Annotated in this window: 21 protein-coding genes; 8 read left to right on the top strand and 13 right to left on the bottom strand. The window is 63.7% G+C overall.

The genetic code is table 11. The annotated features are described in order from the left end of the window. Positions 1 to 10: 10 nt before the first annotated feature. The 9 genes from IVB45_RS29835 to IVB45_RS29875 form a co-directional block, all read right to left on the bottom strand. Complete coding sequence (locus IVB45_RS29835; RefSeq protein WP_247359169.1) at positions 11 to 1042, bottom strand: HoxN/HupN/NixA family nickel/cobalt transporter; 1032 nt, start codon at positions 1040 to 1042, stop codon at positions 11 to 13. A 280-nt stretch (positions 1043 to 1322) separates the two neighbouring features. Continuing rightward, complete coding sequence (locus IVB45_RS29840; protein WP_247358356.1) at positions 1323 to 2063, bottom strand: ABC transporter ATP-binding protein; 741 nt, start codon at positions 2061 to 2063, stop codon at positions 1323 to 1325. Then, a complete protein-coding gene (locus IVB45_RS29845) occupies positions 2060 to 2893 on the bottom strand; it encodes an ABC transporter ATP-binding protein (RefSeq protein ID WP_247358355.1) in 834 nt (277 codons plus the stop codon). The genes IVB45_RS29840 and IVB45_RS29845 overlap by 4 nt, the downstream gene beginning before the upstream one ends. After that, on the bottom strand, positions 2893 to 4716 hold the full coding sequence (locus IVB45_RS29850) for an ABC transporter permease (RefSeq protein ID WP_247358354.1): 1824 nt from the start codon (positions 4714 to 4716) through the stop codon (positions 2893 to 2895). Before IVB45_RS29850 ends, IVB45_RS29845 begins: the two co-directional genes overlap by 1 nt. 13 nt (positions 4717 to 4729) lie before the next feature. Further along, positions 4730 to 5887 carry an ABC transporter substrate-binding protein gene (locus IVB45_RS29855; protein WP_027570465.1) on the bottom strand — a complete coding sequence of 386 codons (1158 nt, stop codon included), beginning with the start codon at positions 5885 to 5887 and terminating at the stop codon, positions 4730 to 4732. A 60-nt stretch (positions 5888 to 5947) separates the two neighbouring features. Further along, positions 5948 to 6532: an alkylhydroperoxidase domain protein gene (locus IVB45_RS29860; RefSeq protein WP_247358352.1), complete on the bottom strand. Its 585-nt coding sequence runs from the start codon at positions 6530 to 6532 to the stop codon at positions 5948 to 5950. Positions 6533 to 6544: 12 nt separating this feature from the next. Next, positions 6545 to 7171: a CMD domain protein gene (locus IVB45_RS29865; protein ID WP_247359166.1), complete on the bottom strand. Its 627-nt coding sequence runs from the start codon at positions 7169 to 7171 to the stop codon at positions 6545 to 6547. A gap of 47 nt (positions 7172 to 7218) precedes the next feature. Then, positions 7219 to 8253: a putative FMN-dependent luciferase-like monooxygenase gene (locus IVB45_RS29870; RefSeq protein ID WP_247358351.1), complete on the bottom strand. Its 1035-nt coding sequence runs from the start codon at positions 8251 to 8253 to the stop codon at positions 7219 to 7221. A 136-nt stretch (positions 8254 to 8389) separates the two neighbouring features. Further along, positions 8390 to 9184, bottom strand: coding sequence for a MetQ/NlpA family ABC transporter substrate-binding protein (locus tag IVB45_RS29875; protein WP_027570461.1), 795 nt, complete (start codon positions 9182 to 9184; stop codon positions 8390 to 8392). Between the two features lie 392 nt (positions 9185 to 9576). On the opposite strand from IVB45_RS29875, the gene IVB45_RS29880 reads away from it, so the two are divergent. Further along, positions 9577 to 11364, top strand: a complete 1788-nt coding sequence (locus tag IVB45_RS29880) for a peptide ABC transporter substrate-binding protein (protein ID WP_247358350.1) — start codon at positions 9577 to 9579, stop codon at positions 11362 to 11364. A 367-nt stretch (positions 11365 to 11731) separates the two neighbouring features. Next, positions 11732 to 11872, top strand: a complete 141-nt coding sequence (locus IVB45_RS29885; protein ID WP_155810080.1) for a hypothetical protein — start codon at positions 11732 to 11734, stop codon at positions 11870 to 11872. A 34-nt stretch (positions 11873 to 11906) separates the two neighbouring features. Here the strand turns inward: IVB45_RS29885 and IVB45_RS29890 are convergent, their stop codons facing one another. Both IVB45_RS29890 and IVB45_RS29895 read right to left on the bottom strand, forming a co-directional pair. After that, positions 11907 to 12089, bottom strand: a complete 183-nt coding sequence (locus IVB45_RS29890; RefSeq protein ID WP_247358349.1) for a hypothetical protein — start codon at positions 12087 to 12089, stop codon at positions 11907 to 11909. A 122-nt stretch (positions 12090 to 12211) separates the two neighbouring features. Further along, the gene (locus IVB45_RS29895; protein WP_027519884.1) at positions 12212 to 12406 is read right to left on the bottom strand and encodes a hypothetical protein; all 195 of its coding nucleotides are present in this window, start codon (positions 12404 to 12406) and stop codon (positions 12212 to 12214) included. Between the two features lie 86 nt (positions 12407 to 12492). Here IVB45_RS29895 and IVB45_RS29900 point away from each other — a divergent pair, with 86 nt between their 5' ends. After that, positions 12493 to 13008 (top strand): ferritin-like domain-containing protein, encoded by a 516-nt coding sequence (locus tag IVB45_RS29900; protein ID WP_247358348.1) that lies wholly within the window; start codon positions 12493 to 12495, stop codon positions 13006 to 13008. A gap of 63 nt (positions 13009 to 13071) precedes the next feature. Here the strand turns inward: IVB45_RS29900 and IVB45_RS29905 are convergent, their stop codons facing one another. Both IVB45_RS29905 and treZ read right to left on the bottom strand, forming a co-directional pair. Next, positions 13072 to 13929, bottom strand: coding sequence for a glucose 1-dehydrogenase (locus IVB45_RS29905; protein WP_247358347.1), 858 nt, complete (start codon positions 13927 to 13929; stop codon positions 13072 to 13074). Positions 13930 to 13992: 63 nt separating this feature from the next. Then, the gene (gene treZ / locus IVB45_RS29910) at positions 13993 to 15801 is read right to left on the bottom strand and encodes a malto-oligosyltrehalose trehalohydrolase (protein ID WP_247358346.1); all 1809 of its coding nucleotides are present in this window, start codon (positions 15799 to 15801) and stop codon (positions 13993 to 13995) included. A 335-nt stretch (positions 15802 to 16136) separates the two neighbouring features. Between treZ and glgA the strand changes: the two genes are divergently transcribed. From glgA to IVB45_RS29935, 5 genes are all read left to right on the top strand, one after another. Continuing rightward, entirely contained in the window at positions 16137 to 17546 is a 1410-nt protein-coding gene (gene glgA, locus IVB45_RS29915) for a glycogen synthase GlgA (RefSeq protein WP_247358345.1), read from the top strand. 74 nt (positions 17547 to 17620) lie between these two features. Further along, entirely contained in the window at positions 17621 to 17878 is a 258-nt protein-coding gene (locus tag IVB45_RS29920; protein WP_027570454.1) for a DUF3606 domain-containing protein, read from the top strand. Positions 17879 to 17919: 41 nt separating this feature from the next. After that, entirely contained in the window at positions 17920 to 20157 is a 2238-nt protein-coding gene (glgX, locus tag IVB45_RS29925) for a glycogen debranching protein GlgX (RefSeq protein WP_247358344.1), read from the top strand. Between the two features lie 105 nt (positions 20158 to 20262). Beyond that, positions 20263 to 20556 carry a hypothetical protein gene (locus tag IVB45_RS29930; RefSeq protein WP_027570452.1) on the top strand — a complete coding sequence of 98 codons (294 nt, stop codon included), beginning with the start codon at positions 20263 to 20265 and terminating at the stop codon, positions 20554 to 20556. A 146-nt stretch (positions 20557 to 20702) separates the two neighbouring features. Next, positions 20703 to 21974 carry a DUF892 family protein gene (locus IVB45_RS29935; RefSeq protein ID WP_027570451.1) on the top strand — a complete coding sequence of 424 codons (1272 nt, stop codon included), beginning with the start codon at positions 20703 to 20705 and terminating at the stop codon, positions 21972 to 21974.

Raw genomic sequence — 21974 nt, forward strand, 5'->3', positions numbered from 1 at the left:
GGATTGTCGATCAGGCCGCTTCGGTGGCCTCGGCGCCGATAAGCGCATCCGCGGCGCGCCGCCGCTCAACTGCAAACATGCGCCGATAGAGCACGACCGACACGAGCCAGGCGATCACGAACAGCGCGACCACGGCGAAGCCGACATTGGCGAGCGAGTCGTTGAGCGCGTCAACCAATGCCCACACGCCGCCGGTCAGGCCGAGCCGGTCCGCGATCAGCCCGAGCGCCTCGATGCCGCCGATCAACAGCGCCACTGCCACGGAAGCCCCTGTTATCGTGAGATTGTACCAGAGCTTTCGCAGCGGATCGACAAAGGCCCAGCGATAGGCGCTCACCATCAGTGCCGAGTCGGCGGTATCGACCAGCGCCATGCCCGACGCGAACAGCGCGGGGAAGACCAGGACATCGGCAAACGAAGCGCCGCGCGCGGCTTCGCCGGCGGAGATGCTGAGCAGGCCGATTTCGGTTGCGGTGTCGAAGCCAAGCCCGAACAGGAAGCCCAGCGGATACATGTGCCAGGGTTTTGTCACCAGGCGGAACATCGGGCCGAGCAGCCGCGCCAGAAGGCCGCGACTGGCAAGCAGGGCATCGAGGCCCTCGGCGTCGTGAATCCCCTGCTCCCGTGCCGCGCGAAACGTCCGCCACAGGCCGGCGAAGATGACGAGATTGATGGCCGCGATCACCAGCAGGAATAGCGCCGACACCGAGGTGCCGATGAAGCCGCCGATCTCCTTGAGCACGCTGTCGCCACCGAGGCTCACGACGCCGAGCGCGAGCAGCATGGTTGCGACCACGACGATTGTGGAATGGCCGAGCGCGAAATAGAGACCGACACTACGCGGCGCGCCGCCTGCCTGCATCTGCTTGCGCACGACATTGTCGATGGCCGCGATGTGGTCGGCATCGACGGCGTGGCGCAGGCCGAACACCCAGGCGAGCAGCGCGGTCGCCATCACCGTCGGCCGGTCACCGAACGCTGCGAAGGCCCAGGCCCAGGCCGCGATGTTGGCCGCGATCAGCCCGCCGAACAGCAGCACCATTCCGGGCTCGACCGCCCGCAAAGACCATCTCGTCACGACAATCATTCCGTCTGCTGCGCCACACCGCACCAGCGGTATGATCTTTTCATAAGATGGTCATACTGACCAGTGCAATCCCGGAGGGGGCGGCACGGTTCTGCAGCAGTGCTTGCCATCCTTCGAGACGCCCGCTGCGCGGGCTCCTCAAGATGAGGTCTTGCTTCGCCGCGAGATTGCCAGACCCTCATGGTGAGGAGCCCGCCAACGGCGGGCGTCTGGAACCATGCAGGCCGGGATGGCGCTACGCGGCCTCGGAGCCGCCGAGATAGGCGTCGCGGATGCGGGGATCGTCCTTCAGCGCGCGGGCGGAGCCGGAGAGAACGATCTTACCGGTCTGGAGCACATAGGCCTCGTGCGCGATCTCGAGCGCGAGGCTGGCGTTCTGCTCGACCATGAAGACCGAGACGCCCTCCTGGTTGATGGTGCGGATCAGCTCCAGCACGCGGTCCACATAAAGCGGCGACAGGCCCATGGTCGGCTCGTCCATCACGATCATCCTGGGACGGCTCATCAGCGCGCGCGCCATCGCGACCATCTGCTGCTCGCCGCCCGAGAGCGAGCCGGCGCGCTGCGACAGCCGCTGGCCGAGCTTCGGGAACAGCGTGAGCATCTTGTCGAGATCCTGCGCGATCGCCTCGCGGTCGTCGCGCACGAACGCCCCCATCAGGATGTTCTCGCGCACGCTCATGTCCGCGAACAGGCGCCGTGCCTCCGGCACCGAGGCGATGCCGCGGCGGACGATCTGCGGCGTGGTCAGTCCGAGCAGCGAGGCACCGTCGAAAGTCACCTCGCCCGAGCGTGGCTTCACCAGGCCCAAAATGATCTTCATCGTCGTCGACTTACCGCTGGCGTTGCCGCCGAGCAGGCAGACGATGTGGCCGCGCGGCACTGATATCGACAGGTCGAAATGCACCTGGGCCTGGCCGTAGAAGGTATCGACGTCGGTGAGCGCGAGCAGCGCATCGGGAGGCGAGTTCGTCATGCCGCGCTCTCCTGTTTCGTCGCGAGGCCGTGGCCGAGATAGGCCTCGATCACCTTGGGATCGCCGCGCACCTGTTCACCCGGGCCTTCCGCGATTTTCTTGCCCTCGTCCATGACGATGACGCGGTCGGACAGGCGCATCACCATTTCGAGCTTGTGCTCGATCAGCAAGATCGTCAGCCCTTCGGCCTTCAGCTCGGCGACGAGCCCCTGCATCTCCGTGGTCTCGGTCGGGTTCATGCCGGCGGTCGGCTCGTCCAGCAGCAGCAGACGCGGCTTCAAGGCGAGCGCACGCGCAATCTCGACGCGGCGGCGATTGGCGTAAGACAGGCTGTAGGCCGGCTGGTCGATGCGCGGCAGCAGCCGTTCGCCGAAGCGCGCGAGGACGACCTTCACCTCCTCGCGCAGCCGCTCTTCCTCCGCCTTGACGCTGGCGGGGCGCAGCAACGCCAACCCCAATTCCAGCAATGGCCCGATTACCGGCACAGCCGGCTTGACCGCACGCAGCCGCGTATGGGCGCCAATCAAGACGTTGTCCATGACGCTGAGATTGCCGAAGACGCGGCCGAGCTGGAACGTGCGCGCGATGCCTGCGGCGGCGAGCCGTTCCGGCGAGAGACCCGTGATGTCCTTATCTTCGAAGCTAATCATCCCGGCGTCCGGCAGGTCAAGCCCGGTCACGAGATTGAACAACGTCGTCTTGCCGGCCCCGTTCGGGCCGATGATGCTGATCAGCTCGCCTTTGGCGAGATCGAGATCGATGGCATCGACGGCGGTGAGGCCGCCGAAACGCCGCGTCAGCCCGCGCAGGGACAGCATGGTCGTGCTCATCACATCGTCCCCAACAAGCCTTGCGGTCTGAACCGCACCAGCAGCAGCAGCACGATGCCGTAGATCAGGATGCGATACTCCGCCGCGATCCGGAACACTTCCGGCAGCCCGACCAGCGCAACCGCTCCGACGATGGCCCCGACGACATTGCCGAGGCCGCCGAGGATCACCACGGTCAGCGCCAAAATGGATTGCTGCGTGTTGAAGGTCTCGTGGTTGATGTAGGAATAGAGATGCGCGGCGATGCCGCCACTGATCCCGGCGGCAAAGCCGCCGAAGATGAAGGCCAGCGATTTGTAGCGATTCAGGCTGAGCCCGTAGGCGCGCGAGGCGATGTCGTCGTCGCGGATGGCGCGGAAGCTGCGGCCGAGATGGGAGCCGAGCAGGCGTCCCTGCAGCAGCGCCAGCACCACCATCACGATGAAGCTGAACCAGTAGATCGAAATCGGGCTGACCAGCTCATAGCCAAACAGCGACAGCGGCGGGATGCCGGAGATGCCGATCGGCCCGCGCGTGACGCTCTCCCAGTTCAGGATCACCAGCGAGACGATCTCGCCGATCGCGAGCGTCGCGATCGACACATAATGTCCGCGCAGCCGGAACGACGGCGAGATCAGCGCCGTCCCCAGCGCAGCACTCATCAGGCCGCCGCCGATGATGGCAAGGACGACCGGGATGGCGAACGTGAGCGATAGCAGCGCGGAGGTGTAGGCCCCGATCGCGAGCAGCGCGGCGTGTCCCAGCGAGACCTGACCGATCGTGCCTGCAACCAGGGTGAGGCTCAGCGCGAGCATGCCGAGCAGCCAGGCGTTGATCAGGGTCTGGAGCACGTAGAACGACACTGGCAACAGCGGCAGGATCGCGAAGACGGCGGCAGCGATCAGCAGAGCCCAGCGCGGAATCCGCACCGGCCGGCTCGGCGCGATGAAGGTGCCGGTGAGCGGCTCGGGCGGCGCCTGCCGGGCGCTGGCGAACAGGCCGTTTGGCCGCAGCACGAGCACGACGACCAGCAGCAGGAACGCGAACAGATTGCGGTAGCTGGTGCCGAACACGGCGACGCCGTAGCTCTCGACCAATCCGAGCAGCAGGCTTCCGATCACCGCACCCGGCACATTGCCGGCACCGCCGACGACTTCGGCGACGACGCCCTTGAGCGTCGCCTGCAGGCTCATCGCGGTGTCGATCTGGTTGTAGTACATGCCGACCAGCAGGCCGGAAACGCCGCCGAGCGCAGCCGCAATGCCGAACACGGCCTGATTGACGCGATTGACGTCGACGCCCATCTGCATCGCGGCGTCGCGGTCCTGCGCGGTGGCACGCACGGCCCAGCCGAGCTTGCTGTAGCGCAGGAACACGAACAGCAGCAACGCGCTGGTGAGGCCGACGCCGGCGATGAGGAGATCGAGCGGTCCGATCGTGCCGCCGCCGATCTGGAAGCGGATATCCGGCAACTGGCTCGGCAGCGCGCGCGGATTGGGCGAGAAGGTCAGCATCACGAGCTGATCGAGCACGAAGCTGATGCCTATGGTCGCCAGCAACGGCGCGATGCGCACCGAGTTTTGCAGCGGACGCAGCCCAAACCGCTCGATGATCAAGCCCACCAGCGCCGCCGCCACCGCGACCACGATGATGGTGAGCGGGAGCGGCGTATGCAGCTGCACCACCGCGACCCAGCCGATATAGGCGCCAACGAGATAGATCGAGCCTTGCGCAAAGTTGATCAGCCGGCTGACGCCGAAGATCAGCGCGAGCCCGACCGCAACGAGGGCGTAGACGTTACCGACGATCAGCCCGTTGATCGTGTAGTCGAGCCAGGAAGACACGCAGAAAATCCCCTCAGGTCGGCTTGCCGTCCCAGAGGGCGAACTGGCCCTTGCGCACGACGAGCTCGGCGTTCATGGCGCCCTTGACGCGCCGGCTCTCGACGTCGAACGTCGCCTTGCCGAAGATCACGCTCGAGACGTCCTTCACTTTCGTGAAGGCGTCGCGGATCGCGCGCCGGTCGGCGCCGCCGATCCTCACGACGGCGGCCGCCATGTTCATCGCGTCATAGGCGTAGGCGTTGAACGCGTCGGGCTCCACCCCGTTGTACTTCTTCTTGAAGCCCGCGATGAACGTCTGCACCTCGGGGCGCGGGTCTTCCGGGAAGTAGCGCGTTCCGACATGGACGTCCTCGACTGCATCGCCGCCGAGCTCCAGGAATTTCGGCGAGTAGACCGAGCTAGCGGCGCAGATCACCTGCTTCAGCCCGACCTGGCGCGCCTGGCGCGCGATCAGCGCACCGTCGGAATAATAGGAGATCAGGATCAACCCGTCCGGATTGGCGTCGCGGACCCGCACCAGCGTGGAGCGGAAGTCGCGCTCCTCCGCGATGTAGCCTTCGGTGACGGCGATTTCGGCGCCGTGCTCTTTCGCGGCCTTGACGAAATAGTCACGGCTGGTACGGCCCCAATCGGTGTTGAGGTGCAGCACGGCGAGCTTCTTCAGGCCGAGACGTTTGACGGCATAGGCCGCCAGCAGCGGCTGCTCGTCGGCCTGACTGACCGAGGTGCTCCACATGAAGTCGCCGCCCTTGGTGAAATCGGGATGCGAATTGGTGAAGCCGAACTGCACCAACCCGCCGCGCTGATAGATTGGCGAGGCCGCCATCGAGGCGGGACTGGAGAAGTCGCCGAGCTCCATGACGATCCTGGGATCGGAGACGAACTTCTGGGCGATCGCCACCGACTGGCGCGGGTCGCTCTGGCTGTCCTCGAAGCTGTAGGCGAGCTTGCGGCCGTTGATGCCGCCCGCCGCCTGAATCTCGTCGAGCGCGAGATCAAAGCCCTGCTTCCACTGCGTGCCATATTGCGCGTTCGGCCCGGTCAGCGGACCGCTGACGCCCAGCAAAATCGGCTCGGACGATTGCGCAAGCGCGGCGCGCGAGAAGGCTGCTCCCGCCATCATGACGGCAAGCGAGCCCTTGACCAGGGTACGACGATCGATGTTGCTCATGGACGGCTCCATCCTGTCAGGTGTTGAAACAACCAGCAATTTCCATGCCGGTGAGATTGGCTATTTCGAGGGCTCGCCGAGCGACAGCATCAGCCGGTTAGCCCAGTTGAAGAACGACGCGCCGTTGATGACGTCGACGATCTCCGCATCGTCGAGACCGGCGCGGCGCAGCTCATCAATATTGTCGGGGCCGAACGCGATCGGCGTTGCGGCCAGCGCCACCGAGGCCTTGACGACTGCATTCCAGCGCTCGCCGAGATCGGCGCCAACGCCCTCGTCGAGCAGCCGCTGCACATCGTCGCGGCGCTTGGAATAAGTGCTGGCGACACGCGCATGTACGGAGGCGCAGTAGATGCAGCCGTTATAGCGCGAAGTCGCTGCCGCTGCGAGCTCGCGCTCGGCGCGCGGCAGGCCGTCGGCAACGTTGTAGAAGATGTCCTTGTCGGTCTTGGTGCGGGCTTCCAGCACCTCGGGATCGCGCACCAGCAGTCGAAAATATTCGGACTTGGAACGAGAGCGATCGACGAGGCCGGCGAAATGCCGCTCGGTCAGCTCAGTCTCAGGCAGCGGATCGATCCACGACACCCAGCCCAGTTCATCCTGGGTGAAAACGGCGGGCGGATTGACATTGTTTGCAGCGCTCATGATGCAGCCTCCTTACGCGCCGGCCGCGGCGTTCGCGGCGCGCCCGAGCGAGGCACCCAGCACGCGCAGTCCGGTGACAACGCGCACCTGGAACGACAGGAACGCAACGAGCTGAGAGAACGTGACGATGCCGGTGTTCGACCAGCCAGCGGCGAGCAACGCCCTCATGTCGGCCGCGGCCGCATCGCGCGGGCGGAACACCAGCAGATGCGCATGCTCGAACGCCGCAACGAGCCGATCCCCGAGACCGGGCTTGCGCTCCGCGCTGACGCGGTAGATCAGGCCGGGCTTGTTTTCCACCGAAAGCGGTCCGGCCGGAAAGGCGCCGTAGGGGCCCGAGGTCTCGCCCCGCGCGATTTCGACATCGACCGCTTCGACCAGGCGCGCGCCATCGGCGGTCGCAGCTAACTTCGCGCGATAGAAGGCAGCTACAGTCGGCTCGCGGTGAAGGCCGATCACGAAGAACGCGACTGCGGCACGCTCGACGAGCGAGAAGTCACTGGCGTCAATCGGCTCGAACAGAGAGAGATAGCTCTTCTGCGCATTGTCGCGCGCCTGCACGCGCTTGGCGCGAATGCCGTCCAGAGCCGAACCCGGTTCGATCCTGGCGAGCGTGTCGATGATATCTTTCGTAGCCATCATTCAGCCTCTTGCAGCCTCGTGCAACGCGATTGCGTTCATTCCGACTAACCCGCCAGCGCCACGTCGGGCGCCGTCCGCGCCCAGCCCAGCGCCGGCGCGACCTTCTCCGCGACCAGCTCGATCGAGCGCAGGATATGGGGATGCGGGGCATCGACCGAATGTGCCTGGAAGACGAGATCGGTCACCCGCTCCAGGGTGGCGTCGGCGCGCAGCGAGGCGATGACGTCGTCGGCCGCGCCGACATGGGTGTCGAACGCCGCGATCATCTCCTCCAGCGTCTCGCCCGGCTTGGCGTGGCCGCCCTTGAGGAATTGCGGCAGAGCGCGCCGCAGGCCGATATCGGCAAGGCGCATCGCCTCGGTCCGGTCGTCGGCGACGAAGATGGTGCGCGAAGCCATGATGCGGGGCTCGCGTCCCGGCGGTAGCGCTTCGAGATAGGCATCGATCACCGGATTCTGAATCTCGGCCAGCGTTGCCTTCGGCGCCTCCTTGGTCCGGGGCTGGGTGCGCGACAGCAACAGGCCATCACCCGCCTTGCCGGCACGCGCGCCGCCCGCCACAGAGAACGTCGCCTGCCAGATCCGGTTGTCCAGTTGCGGCCGCTGTGGATAGAGCGTGTCACCACCGTCGAGCGGCTTGCCCACCAGCGCGGTGCGGACGACCTCGAGATTGCGCGCAAAGATCTCGTTGCGCTGGGCGCTGTCGAGGCCGAACGCGGCAAAGGCCGAGGGATTGCCGCCGGTGCCAACACCGAGCTCGAAGCGACCGTTGCAGAGCAGATCGAGCACCGCGGCGTCTTCCGCCACCCTCACCGCATTCTCCAGCGGCAAGGTGACGATGCCAGTACCGAGCCGGATGCGCGAGGTTTGGGCAGCGACGTAACCGAGGAAAGTAAAGGGCGACGGCAGACCGCCCTCGCGCTCGTGGAAATGGTGCTGCGCGATCCACGCGGAATCGAGGCCCGCCTTCTCGGCGCGCACGATCTGCTCGGCCGCGAAGCGATATCGGTCAGCCGCCGGGGCCTCGTCGAGAAGCCGCGTGAAAAACCCCAGGCGTTTCAGGTTTGCTAAGCGTTTCATACGACCCCTGTCGGACGAGGATGGGCCCCGATGATGTCGGTTGCCGCAGCTCCAGACAAGCGGGCATTGCGCAGGGCTCGTACGCAAGCCTGCCCGCCGGGATCGCCCTGAGCTGAACTTTGGCTGGGCAGACTGCCTACCAGCTCGGCAGTACCGCGCCCTTGAACTTGGTCAGGACGAACTCCTTGACCTCTGCGGTGTGGTAGCTGTCCACCAGGATCTTGACCCAGGGCTTGTCCTTGTCGACCGTGCGAACGGCAATGAGATTGACGTACGGACCCTTCGGGTCCTCGCGCAGGATCGGATCCTTGACGGGATCGAGGCCCGCCTGGGTTGCATAATTGGTGTTGATCGCCGCGGCGTCGACATCGTCGAGCGCGCGCGGCGCCTGCGCTGCGTCGACTTCGATGAACTTCAGCTTCTTGGGATTCTCGGTGATATCAAGCACCGTCGGCTTGAAGCCCGTGCCGTCCTTCAGCTTGATCGCGCCCTTGTCGCGCAGCAACAGCAGCACGCGGCCGCCATTGGTCGGATCGTTCGGGATCGAGACCTTGCCGCCCTCGGGGATGTCGGCGAAGGCCTTGTGCTTCTTGGAATAGACGCCGATCGGAAAATTCACGGTCAGGCCGGCGGCTTCGATCTTGTAGCCACGGTCGGCCTTCTGGTTGTCCAGATAAGGCTGGTTCTGGAACGAATTGGCCTGGATCTCGCCGGCATCGAGCGCGGCGTTCGGCACGACGTAATCGGAGAATTCGATGAGCTGGATGTCGAGACCCTGCTTGGCGGCGATCGGCTTCACGGCCTCGAAGATCTGGGCGTGCGGCCCCGGCGTCACGCCGATCTTGATGGTCTCGCCTGAAGCGGCGGCCGACCAGGCAGCGAGCACGGTCGCAAGGATCAGGGGGAGGCGAAACGACATCTTGGTCTCCATGGCTTGGCAATGATTGGAACCGTATTCGCTTCTCCGCAGCGCGAAATCAATGAAATTGAAATCCATATTGGCCTGCTGGAGCGGACGACGCTTCTCCGTTCGTCCGCATGGGGGGAACGAATGCACCTGCGCAAGTATGAGGCGCATCACGGCAAAACGGCACGGATCGTTGGGCCCAGGCCGCTGGAGCGAAGCCCAATCCGGAGCGCCGCCTGCCGCGGCCGGACTTATCCTGGTTTGCGCTCGGCCCCATCCGGGCTTCAGACCTCTCCCCGCACGTTCGTCATTTCGCCGCATGGTTTTCTCACCCTGTCGGCATTGCCGCCTCGCCCTTGATGAAACATGATGGGCCTTGGCCGGTGACGACTTGTCCGTGAAGCGGGGATCATCCGATGAACGAGAACGAAATCCGCAAGTCCATCGCTGAGGTGAAGCAGGGCAAGCTGTCGCGACGCTCGTTCATGCAGACGATGGCTGCGATCGGGATCGCAGCGCCGGTCGCCAGCCAGATCCTGGTCTGGAACGACGTGGCGATGGCGGACGCCACGCTGCCTTACAAGCCGACCAAGGCCGGCGGCGGCGGCCCGCTCAAGATCCTGCTCTGGCAGGCCCCGACGCTGCTCAATCCGCATTTCGCGCTCGGCACCAAGGACCAGATCGCCTCGCGCGTCTTCTTCGAGCCCCTCGCCGGCTGGGACAAGGAGGGCAACCTCGTCCCCTGCCTCGCGGCCGAGGCCCCATCCAAGCAGAACGGCGGCCTTTCGCCGGACGGCCTGAGCGTGACCTGGAAACTGAAGCAGGGCGTGAGATGGCATGACGGCAAGCCCTTCACCGCCGACGACGTCGTTTTCACCTGGCAATACGCCTCGGATCTCGCCACGGCGGCGTACACCACGGGTTCTTACAAGGACATCACGGTCGAGAAGATCGACGACTACACCGTCAAGGTGCTCTTCAAGGCCCCGACGCCGTTCTGGGCCGATCCCTTCGTCGGCTCGGTCGGTCCGATCCTGCCGAAACATCATTTCGGCGACTATGTCGGCGCGAAGTCGCGCGAAGCGCCCGGTAATCTGAAGCCGGTCGGCACCGGTCCCTACAAATTCGTCGAGTTCAAGCCCGGTGACCTGATCCGGGCAGAACGCAATCCCGACTATCACGTCAAGAACCAGCCGCATTTCGATACGCTCGAAATCAAGGGCGGCGGCGATGCGGTGTCCGCGGCGCGCGCCGTGCTGCAGACCGGCGAATACGATTATGCCTGGAACATGCAGGTGGAGGAGGAGGTCCTCAAGCGCATGGAGGCCAGCGGCAAGGGCAAGCTCGACGTCACGCCCTCCGGCAACGTCGAGTTCATCATCCTCAACACGACGGACCCGTGGACCGAGGTGGACGGCGAGCGCTCCAGCCCCAAGACCAAGCACCCGACGCTGTCCGATCCTGCCGTTCGCCGCGCGATCAACCTGCTGATCGACCGCGACTCGATCCAGAAGTTCATTTACGGGCGCGGCGGCATCGCCACCGCGAGCTTCGTCAACGCACCCAAACAGTTCAAGTCGCCCAAGCTGAAATACGAGTTCGACGTCAACAAGGCCAACAAGATCCTCGATGAAGCCGGATGGGCCAAGGGCGCGGACGGCCTCCGTGAGAAGGACGGCAAGAAGCTCAAATTCGTTTTTCAGACCTCGACCAATGCGCCGCGTCAGAAGACGCAGGCCATCATCAAGCAGGCCTGCCAGAAGGCCGGCATCGAGATCGAGATCAAGGCGGTCACGGCATCGGTGTTCTTCTCATCCGACGTCGGCAATCCCGACACCTACTCGAAGTTCTATGCCGACATGGAGATGTACAACACCACGCAACCGCAGCCCGACCCGGAGCGCTTCCTGAACCAGTGCGTCTCTTGGGAAATTTCCAACAAGGACAACAAATGGCTCGGCCGCAACGTCTCGCGCTGGTCCGATCCCGAGGCCGACAAGGCCTACAAGGCTGCACAGAACGAGCTCGATCCCATCAAGCGCGCCGCGTTGCTGATCAAGGTCGACGAAACTTTTTGCGAGGCCAACGTGTTCCTGCCGCTTCTATCCCGCAACATCGTCAACGCAGGGGTCAACAACCTCATGGTCGACATGTCGGGATGGGACGTCACGACTTGGAATCTGGCGAGCTGGTACCGCAGCTGACGCCTTCCAGCTCAATCCTTGTAAGCTCAATCCCTGCCGGCGAATTGACGGTCGAGGTTTGACGCCGTGTCGGCGCTTCTCAGCCGTTTCATCAGCTCATCCCTCTCCTTACCGTCGGGCAACGACTCGGCCCTTTCGCGGATGGTCCTGGTGAACTCCGCAAGCCGCTCTTGAAGAGTGGTGGTTTGCTGAACGCGACGCCGCCTGAGCACGATCGGGTCTCCATGTCATGGCACCATGCGGTGCCCTTCTGGATTGCCAATGATAAAAGCGGGCGCAGCCATGTCTGTATCAAATGATATAGTTCAAGCCATTTGGTGCCGACGCCCTTTGTTCACATGTGAACAGTCGGAGCTGCCTTCAGCAGATGGTCCGGAACGAACAGGACGGCTGTTTCATTGACGCTGCGAGACAGCACGGACGCGCCATGGGCAAGATATTGATCAGCACCGCCGTCGTGAGCCTGGCGCTCATCATTGCCTTCGCGGTCTATGTCATCACTCTGTGAATTGCCGAAGCCAATGATAGTGCGGCTCCGGAAATCACCCGCGCGCGCAGCAATCCACCAGCAGGTCCCAGATCCGCTGCGCCTCGCCCGATGCGCGGGTCTCTAACCCCTTCTCCGGGTTGGACTGCGAGTAGCCCGCCACCGGGGGCGCTTCGCGCGGCACAATCCATCTCTGGGAGATCGGATCGTACCATTTTCCGATAGTGGTTTCAGTCACGCCGCTCGACTCACCGATATGATCCTGGGCGGAGCCACGGCTCACGGGCTTCGTCGAATCCCATTCACCGCGCCTCACCCATTTTACAAATCGGTTCCTTGCCGGATCGTTCCTGCCGCGGCTCAGCCCGGCCGTGCCGGATGAAGCGTACGCGGATGCCGCTCGTGCAGCAGCCGCGCGAGCTCTTCCCGCTCCGCAGGCCGTCCCTTCATGGCGGTCTCGAACAGCGCTTCTTGGATATCGCGCGGCATGTCGCCCCACACGTCCATCGCCGCCCGTCCGAGCAGGCTCGCAAGATGATCCGCACCATCGCTCATTCGGCTCTCCTGATCTGGTCACAGGAATGGAACAGCTGCGGCTGTGCGGCGTTCCAGTTCCATCATTGTGAAAGGAGACGTCGTTTATGGGATTCTTCACTAAGGACATCAAATCGATGGAAGACCTGCTGCTGCACGGGCTGCAGGACATCTATTACGCGGAACAGCAGATCCTCAAGTCGCTGCCGAAGATGATCGACAAGGCGACCAACAAAGACCTCGTCGCCGGACTGAAAGCTCATCTGGAAGAGACCAACAAGCAGGTCGACAGGCTCGGCAAGGTGTTCGCAAAGCTCGGCAAGGAGCCGAGCGGGACACACTGTCCCGCCATCGACGGCATCATCAAGGAGGCCGATGAGACCGCGGGCGAGATCGAGGACAAGGCCGTGCTCGACGCCGCGATCGTGGCCAACGCACAGGCCGTCGAGCATTATGAAATGTGCCGCTACGGCACGCTGATCGCATGGGCAGAGGAACTCGGGCACGACGACATCGTGCGCTTCCTCACGACGAACCTGAACGAAGAGAAGGCCGCCAACACCAAGCTGAACACGGTGGCGCTTCGCAAGGGCGTCAATGCCAAGGCGTCCAGCGCCGCTTGATCGAGACGTACTGGGAGTGGCGGCCCTGCTCGCAGGGCTGCCACTTTCTCGTCGCACGTTCGGTCAGATGAACGGCTTGCCGCCGGTGACCGCAAGGGTCGCTCCCGATGTGTAGCTCGAGAGCGGATCGGCGAGCATGACATAGGCGGTCGCGAGCTCGGCCGGCTGGCCGGCCCGTTGCATCGGCACCTGCTTGCCGAAATTCTTCACGGTGTCCTCCGCCATCGTCGATGGAATCAGCGGCGTCCAGATCGGACCCGGGGCGACCGCATTGACCCGAATGCCCTTTGCCGCCAGCATCTGGGCAAGCCCACCGGTAAAGTTTTGAATGGCGCCCTTGGTCGTGGCATAGGCCAGCAGGGTCGGATTCGGCATGTCGGAATTTACCGACGCGGTGTTGATGATCGCCGCTCCCGGGCGCATGTGGGGCACCGCAGCCTTGCTGAGATAGAACATGGCATGGATGTTGGTCTCGAACGTCCGCTGCCATTCCTCGTCGCTGATATCACCGATCTCCTTGAACGTGTCCTGATGGGCCGCGTTGTTGACGAGGATGTCTATTGCGCCGAACGCCTCGACGGTGCGGGAGATGATCGCGCGGCAATGATCGGGATTGCGGATGTCGCCCGGGATCAGGACGACCTTGCGCCCCTCATGCTCCACCAGCGCCTTCACCTCGGCGGCATCTTCGTCCTCGTTCAAATAGGCGATGACGATGTCGGCGCCTTCCCGGGCATAGGCGATCGCGACCGCGCGGCCGATGCCACTGTCGCCTCCGGTGATGATTGCCTTCTTTCCGGCCAGGCGCCCGGCGCCCTTGTAGCTCTCCTCGCCGTGATCCGGTCGCGGATTCATCGCGCGGGTCGAACCGGGCATCGGTTGCTGCTGCGGAGGATAAGGCGGCTTTGGATATTCGGTCATGGAGCGGCTCCAGGGATTTGCTCCGCTAACGGGAAGCTTTCGGAAGCGTTCCTCGCCGTTCCATCACGCTTCCTGGCCAAGCCGCACGATGATGTCGTTCGGCAACAGGGCTGGCGCGTCGGCCGCGCCCAATCGCCACAGGCTCTCGCCCGCGACCAGCGCCGGCATGGGCAGTTCGCGGTCGGCGAAATTGGCGACAATCTGCAAGATGTCCCCCTCCTCCGTCCGCCAACGGGCATCCAGGCCACCCGTGCGAGTGTTCTCCCCCAGCAACTTGCAATGAGCCGACACGAAACCCCGTTTGATCAGCGGCACGATCTTCTCGCGCCGTATCTTCAGCAATTGGGTCGTCAGACCGCGAAACCTGGCGCTGGCGGGAGAGCGATGGATGTCCGTCCAATCGAGCTTCGATGCTGCGAAAGTTTTTTCATCGCACGGATCCGGAATTCTGGCGCGCATGTCGGGCGTCGAGAATGCCTTGAAGTGCGCGAACTCCTTCCGCCGCCCTTCCCGCGTCAGCTCAGCAGCCTCGCCGGACCAGTCCGCGAAGAACAGGAATGGCGTCTCGGCCGCGGCTTCCTCACCCATGAACAACATCGGAATATGCGGGCTCAAGAGAACCAGCGCCATGGCCTGATCCAGTTTCTCCGGACCGACCAGCGCGGAAAGCCGCTCCCCGAACGCGCGGTTGCCGATCTGGTCGTGGTTCTGGGCGAAGAAGATGGTGGCCTCGGGCGGCAGATGCGCGCTCGGCTCGCCGCGCGGTTCGTCATGCAGCGGAAAGACTTCGCCTTGGTAGGCAAAACCCTCGGTGAGCGCTCGCACGAGATGTTCAAGCGGCCTGTCTGCGAAGGCGCGATAATAGCCTTCGTCCTCGCCCGTCAGCAGGACGTGGAGCGCGTTGTGAAAATCATCGCCCCATTGCGCGTCATAGAGCCTGGTTCGCCCTTGCGCCCGGTCGAGCAGGCGAGCCTGATTGGCCTCGTTCTCCAGCATCAGATGCACGCGCCGGCCCGGCAGCTGACTGCGAACCGTCTCGGCAAGCTCGATCAGGAAATGGCGGTCGGAATCGTCCTTCAGCGCGTGAACGGCGTCGAGCCGCAAGCCGTCGAACCCGTAGTCGCGCAGCCACATCAGCGCGTTCTCGATCAGGAACTCGCGCACGAACGCGCCGTCGTGTCCCTCGAGGTTGACCGCAGGCCCCCAGCCGGTGCTATGGCGCGGGGTGAAGAAGCTTTCTGCATAGAGGTGCAGATAGTTCAGCTGCGGCCCGAAATGGTTATAGACGACGTCGAGATAGACCATGATGTCGAGGGCATGCGCCGCGCGTAACAGCCGCTTGAGGTCTTCCGGCCTGCCGTAGCGTGCATTCGGCGCATTCAGCAGCACGCCGTCATAGCCCCAATTGTGCCGGCCGGGGACGTCATTGAGCGGCATCAACTCGATCGCGGTGATGCCGAGATCGCGCAGATAGGACAGCTTCTTCTCGACGCCGGCATAGGTGCCCTCCTCACTGAAAGTGCCGACATGCAGCTCGTAGATCACGGCCTCCGCCCAGTGGCGGCCGGGATAGAGCACCGAATCTCGGAACGCCGCGGTGTCGACCACCTCGCTCGGCGCACCGACGTCGTCCGGCTGGAAGAACGAGGCGGGATCGGGAACGACGAGATCTTCGTTGATCCTGAACTGATAGCGCGTGCCGACATGCGCGGTGGGACTCAACGACTGGTACCAGCCATCGTGGTCGCGCATCATCCGGAGTGGCCGGCCGGCTTGGAGCAATTCGACCGATTGCGCCGTCGGTGCCCAGAGATTGAAACAGACCCCTTGCTGGAGGCATCGAGGACCGTGGTGTCGCGCTTGCCCTGCCATTCCCAATCTGTGACTCAAAACTGGCCGCCTTTGCGTGCATGGCTGGAAGTTACGACACGCTTCGCGAGGCTCGATTTTACGATCGCTTAAGCATGCTCAGGACGTGAGAAGCCGAGATGCAGGCATTCGTTCCTCAGGCGAGCGCCGCACCCCGCGCACACGCTCTGTGTGCACTTTTGAACCGAGGACGAAAAACGTCTGTTCGGTGGCGAAAGTTAGGAACGTTTGTTGCGGCGCGGAATTCAGGAATTGCGCTCCGTTGGGGAGGCGCAATTGGAATTCTAGAGATGGTTGGCAGAGGCCAGTGGTGTCCCTCGGGCCGGGCGGCGTGACGCATGCGGATCCTTTTCGCGACGCCCGAAGTATCAGACTTCATTCAAGTGGGTGGACTTGCCGCCGTCTCGGCGGCTCTCCCGCGCGCCTTGCGCGACTTTGCCGACGTCCGCGTCATCATCCCCGGCTACCCGGCCGTCCTGCGCGGATTACAAGACCTTACGACCGTCGGACGATGCCAACCTTTCGCGGCCCTTCCGGCCTTTGCCATCGATCTTGGGCATACCGCCGACGGCATGACCTATTACGTCGTCCGGTGCCCGGCGTTGTACGAACGAGACGGCACGCCCTATGCCGATGGCCGCGGAGCTGATTGGGGCGACAACAATGTCCGGTTCGCAACCTTCTCTTATGCCGCAGCGCAGGTTGCGAGAGGCTTGGTCGACAAGGATTGGGCCGCGGATCTCGTTCATGCCAATGACTGGCAATGTGCGCTGATCCCCGGTTATCTGGAATGGCACTACGCGCACATTCCAACTGTGTTCACGATCCACAATCTCGCCTATCAAGGCGTCTTCGACCGCAGCTCCCTCGCGCCGCTGGGCATCCCAGAAGCGAGCTTCAACATCGACGGCGTGGAATTCTACAATCGCCTGTCCTTCATCAAGGCCGGCCTGGTCTACGCTTCCCACCTGACGACGGTGAGCCAGACCTATGCCCGCGAGATCACCACCGTCGAGTACGGCTGCGGTCTCGAAGGGCTGTTGCGGCAACGGGCCGATCGCAACCAGCTTTCCGGCATCTTAAACGGAATCGACGAGAGCTGGGATCCTCGCACCTGCCGCTCGTTGTTCCAGCCGTTCGGCGCTGGTGACTGGGCCGAACGGTCGTTGAATGCGGACGATGTGAGGGAACAGTTCGGACTGGCGGTCTCGAGAGGTCCCCTGTTCGCGCTCGTGGCGCGTCTGGTGCACCAGAAGGGCGTCGACCTCGTCATCGAGAGTGCGCAAGCGATCATCGACGCCGGCGGCCAGATTGTCGTGACAGGCAAGGGCGAACCGCAATTCGAGGAGGCGCTGCTGCAGGCGCAGGTGCGCGCGCCGCGCTCGATCGGCGTGAAGATCGGCTTCGACGACGCCGAGGCACGAAAGATATTCGCCGGCAGCGACTTTACCCTGATGCCGTCGCGCTTCGAACCCTGCGGGCTGAGCCAGATGTACGCCCAGCGCTTCGGCTCGCTGCCGATCGGCCATCGCACCGGCGGGCTCGCCGAGACGATCGTGGACGGCGAGACCGGCTTCCTGTTCGACCGCGCGTCGGCCCCCGGCTTCCTTGGAAGCCTTTGCCGGGCCTTTTCCACCTTCGGCATGAAGGACCGCCTCGATCACATGCGCCGCGCGGCCATGGCGCAGGCCTTCAGTTGGACCCAGTCGGCCAAGTCGTACGCAGCCATCTACAAATCTTCGATCTAGACGGGCAACTGCAGGACGAGCAGGGAACGGAATCGCCTGAGGGGTGGTTGCAACTCTACACAGGAGTTTTCGACATGCGCCGCTCGAAGCCGCAGCCGATCCGCAACAAACTCGACTTGGCCGACCCTACTCAGGTGCGCCTCGTCAGAAAGCGTCTCGGGCTATCCGATGCGGAGCTGACCAGCATCGTGGAGCGGATCGGCAACTCGATTGCGGCGATCAGCAAGGAGGCGGCGCTGCAAAGGGCAACCACGCTGCCCAAGCCAGACGATGTGCCTCCTGTCGCCGTGATTACTTCTGCGACGGTCGGCGAACGGGCGACGCGCAAGTGAGAGCAAGTGCACCAAATTGTTGAAGGGCTGTACGGGGAACAATGGATCAAACAGTACATTCGGATGACGCCCTGACGCGGGCGGCATCGAGCCTGCGCCGCTCCCGCATCAGCGAGGGCAAGCCGTTTCCGCTTGGCGCCACCTGGGACGGGCTCGGCGTCAATTTCGCGCTGTTTTCGGCCCATGCCACCAAGGTCGAGCTCTGCCTGTTCGACGACAGCGGCGAGACCGAACTGGAGCGGATCGAACTCCCGGAATATACCGACGAAGTCTGGCACGGCTATCTGCCCTCGGCCCGTCCCGGCACCGTCTATGGCTACCGCGTCCACGGCCCCTACGAACCCGACGCGGGACACCGCTTCAATCCCAACAAGCTCGTGCTCGATCCCTACGCCAAGCAGCTGGTCGGCCGGTTGCGTTGGGGACCGGAGCTGTTCGGCTACCAGCTCGACCATGCCGACAAGGATCTCTCCTACGACGAACGCAACAGCGCGCCCTTGATGCAGAAATGCCGTGTCATCGACCCGGCTTTCACCTGGGGCGCCGCGCGCAAGCCGGAAGTGCCATGGGAGCGGACGATCGTCTACGAGATGCACGTCAAGGGCTTTACCCAGCTGCATCCGCTGGTGCCCGACGCAGACCGCGGCACGTTCTCCGGTCTCGCGCACTCGGAAGTTCCGGCCTATCTGCGATCGCTTGGCATCACCAGTGCGGAATTGTTGCCGATCCATGCCTTCGTCGACGACAGCTACCTGGTCGAGAAAGGCCTGCGCAATTACTGGGGCTACAACTCCCTTGCCTTCTTCGCGCCGGAGCCGCGTTACCTCAAGACGCCGTTCGCGAACGAATTCAAGACCATGGTCAACCAGTTCCACGCCCATGGCATCGAGGTCATCCTCGACGTCGTCTACAATCACACCGCGGAAGGAAACGAACTCGGTCCGACGCTGTCATTCAAGGGCATCGACAACGCCAGCTATTACCGCCTGCTGCCGGACCAGCGGCGCTATTACATCAACGACACCGGTACCGGGAATACGGTGAATTTGTCGCACCCGCGCGTGCTGCAACTGGTCGCGGATTCCCTACGCTACTGGGCGACCGAGATGCGAGTCGACGGCTTCCGTTTCGACCTCGCCACCATCCTGGCACGGGAGCCCTACGGGTTCGACGAAGGCGGCGGCTTTCTCGATGCGTGCCGCCAGGACCCCGTGCTCTCCAGCGTCAAGCTGATCGCCGAGCCCTGGGACATCGGTCCGGGCGGCTATCAGGTCGGTCAGTTTCCGCCGGGATGGGCGGAGTGGAACGACAAATTCAGAGACACCGTGCGCGCTTTCTGGAAAGGCGACGAGGGTTCGATCGCGGACTTCGCCAAGCGCGTGTCTGGATCCGGCGATCTCTTCAACAAGCGCGGTCGCCGGCCATGGGCCAGCGTCAACTTCGTCACCGCCCATGACGGTTTCAATCTCAATGATCTCGTTTCGTACAATGACAAGCACAACGAGGCCAATGGCGAGGACAATCGCGATGGCCACAGCAACAATCACTCCTGGAACTGCGGCGCCGAGGGACCGACGGACGATCCGGAGATCATTGCCCTGCGCGAGCGCCAGAAGCGCAATCTGCTGGCAACCATGCTGTTGTCCCACGGCACGCCCATGCTGCTAGCCGGCGACGAATTCGGACACACCCAGCACGGCAACAACAACGCGTACGCCCAGGACAACGAGACCACATGGCTCGACTGGATGGGCATCACCGCGAATGGCCGCAGCCTACGCGAATTCACCCGCAAGCTGATCGCGACGCGCAAGGCATTTCCGATTCTCTACCGCAGCCGCTTCCTGGTCGGCTCACACAACGAAGAGCTGGACGTCAAGGATGTGACGTGGCTCGCGCCGTCTGGCGAGGAAATGACGACGGAGCAGTGGCAGGACGGCAACGCCAAATGTTTCGCTTTGCTGCTCGACGGCCGCGCCCAGGAGACCGGGATCAAGCGCCGCGGTTCGGACGCAACCATGCTGCTGATCTACAATGCTCATCACGACGTCGTCAATTTCACCTTGCCCGCGGTCGCCGAGGGACGCAGCTGGATCGGGTTGATCGACACCAATCAACCGGAGGGGCAGATGCCCGCATTCGAATTCGGGCATGTTTATGCGATGACCGGGCGATCCCTCGTGGTATTCGGCCTCGCGACCGAGAACATCGCCACGCGCCGCCTGCGCCAGGGCCTCGGCGCACTGCTTGACGTCGTGGAGGCGCCACTGCCGGGATAGTTCGTCGTGACACGGTGAGCCGAGGCTGTCGAGTTGATGACGACAGGGAACGCACGCAGGTTACCGGCGTTCGAGTAGATGGGGCATCAGTCGGAGAACACCGAGATGAAGTTCACAGGTGCCGTTATCCTCGCCGCTCTCGCGCTGCCTGCAGCAGCCTGGGCGCAGGCCAGCAAGCCTGACGTTTCGTCCGCGCCGAGCGCACAGAATTCGGGAGCCGGCATTGCCGGACAGCCCGGCAACAAGAACGGGCCGACCGCCAAGCCTGGTGAGACCGTCGGATCGAGCTCGACGAGCTCCACTGGCAACACCGCCGTGCAATCGCAGGATCCGGCGCATATTCAGGGCGCACCGGGCAACAAGAGCGGGCCGCCTGCCAAGCGTCCGGATCAACGCTGAACGAACCCGCCCGCAATCCTGCCGATCGACTTCGAACGACCTGCGCCTGACATCATCGGCGCAGGTCGTTTCGCGAGGAACGAACGCTGAAGCCGCCCGTTCGGAAGACATCTTCTTTCCTGTCCTTCCAATCCGAGAGTCCTTCCATGTATCACCACGTCAAGAAGCTGATGTTCACCGTGCGCGTCGACGAGCCGGATCCCCGCTTCGGCAACATGCTGCTGGAGCAGTTCGGCGGCGCCAATGGCGAGCTCGCTGCCGCGATGCAGTACTCGATCCAGGGATTGAACTGCGAGGATCCCGATCGCAAGGACCTGCTGATGGACATCGGCACCGAAGAGCTCAGCCATCTGGAAGTGGTCGGCACGCTGGCGCGGATGCATCTCAAGCCGTCGAAGTTCGACCGCCAGGCAGCCGAAGCCGATCCCCTCATCGCCATCGCGGGCGGCGGCGGGGTCAATCTCTTCAACTCCCAGGGCAATGCCTGGACCGCCGACTATCTGAAGATCACCGGCGAGCTCGACGTCGATCTGCGCAGCAACATCGCCGCAGAGGCGCGGGCCAAGATCGTCTACGAGCGGCTGATCAATTTCTGCGACGACGCCGGCAGCAAGGACGCGCTGCAGTTCCTGATGACCCGCGAGATCACGCACATGAAGGCGTTCGCGCTCGCGCTCGAGAGCATGGGCAAGCCGGCGTTCAGCATCGGCCGCATCGCCCCGACACCCGGCCTCGTGGATCAGTTCTTCAACGATTCTACCGGCGCCGGTGATCATGGCGAGATCGACACGCGCGGACCGTGGAACGAGGGCGGCGACTGGGTCTTCACGGAGTCGCCGGCGATTCAGGCGGGCGAACCGGGTCCGGCCTCGGCCATCGTCACCGAGAGTTCGCCACCCGCAGACGAAGCCGGTCTGGGCGATCTGCTCATCAACGAGCTGCGCGATATCCTGCATGCCGAGAAGCAATTGACCAAGGCGCTTCCCAAGATGGCGGAGGCCGCCCGCTTCGACCAATTGCGTGAGCTGTTCGAGCAGCATCTCGCCGAGACCGAAGCGCAGGTCGAACGCATCAACGAATGCTTCGAAATGCTCGGTAAATCCGCCCGCGCCAAGCCCTGCAAGGGCATGATGGGCTTGGTCGAGGAGGGCCAGGAAGTCATGGCCGAGGGCGAGGACAAGGAGGACGCGGCGGCCGACCTCGCCCTGATCGGCGCAGCGCAACGCGTCGAGCATTACGAGATCGCAGGCTACACTACTGCGCGCAACCTCGCCCAGCAGCTGCGCCACAGTGCGATCGTCGCCCTGCTGTCGAAATCGCTGGCCGAGGAGGAGAACGCCGATCAGCTCCTCAACCAGGTGGCCCGCTCGCTGATGTCGGTGGCGAAAATGCCCGCGGCGGTCGAGCAGACCGAATGA

This window comes from Bradyrhizobium sp. 4, from assembly GCF_023100905.1.
GTDB lineage: Bacteria > Pseudomonadota > Alphaproteobacteria > Rhizobiales > Xanthobacteraceae > Bradyrhizobium.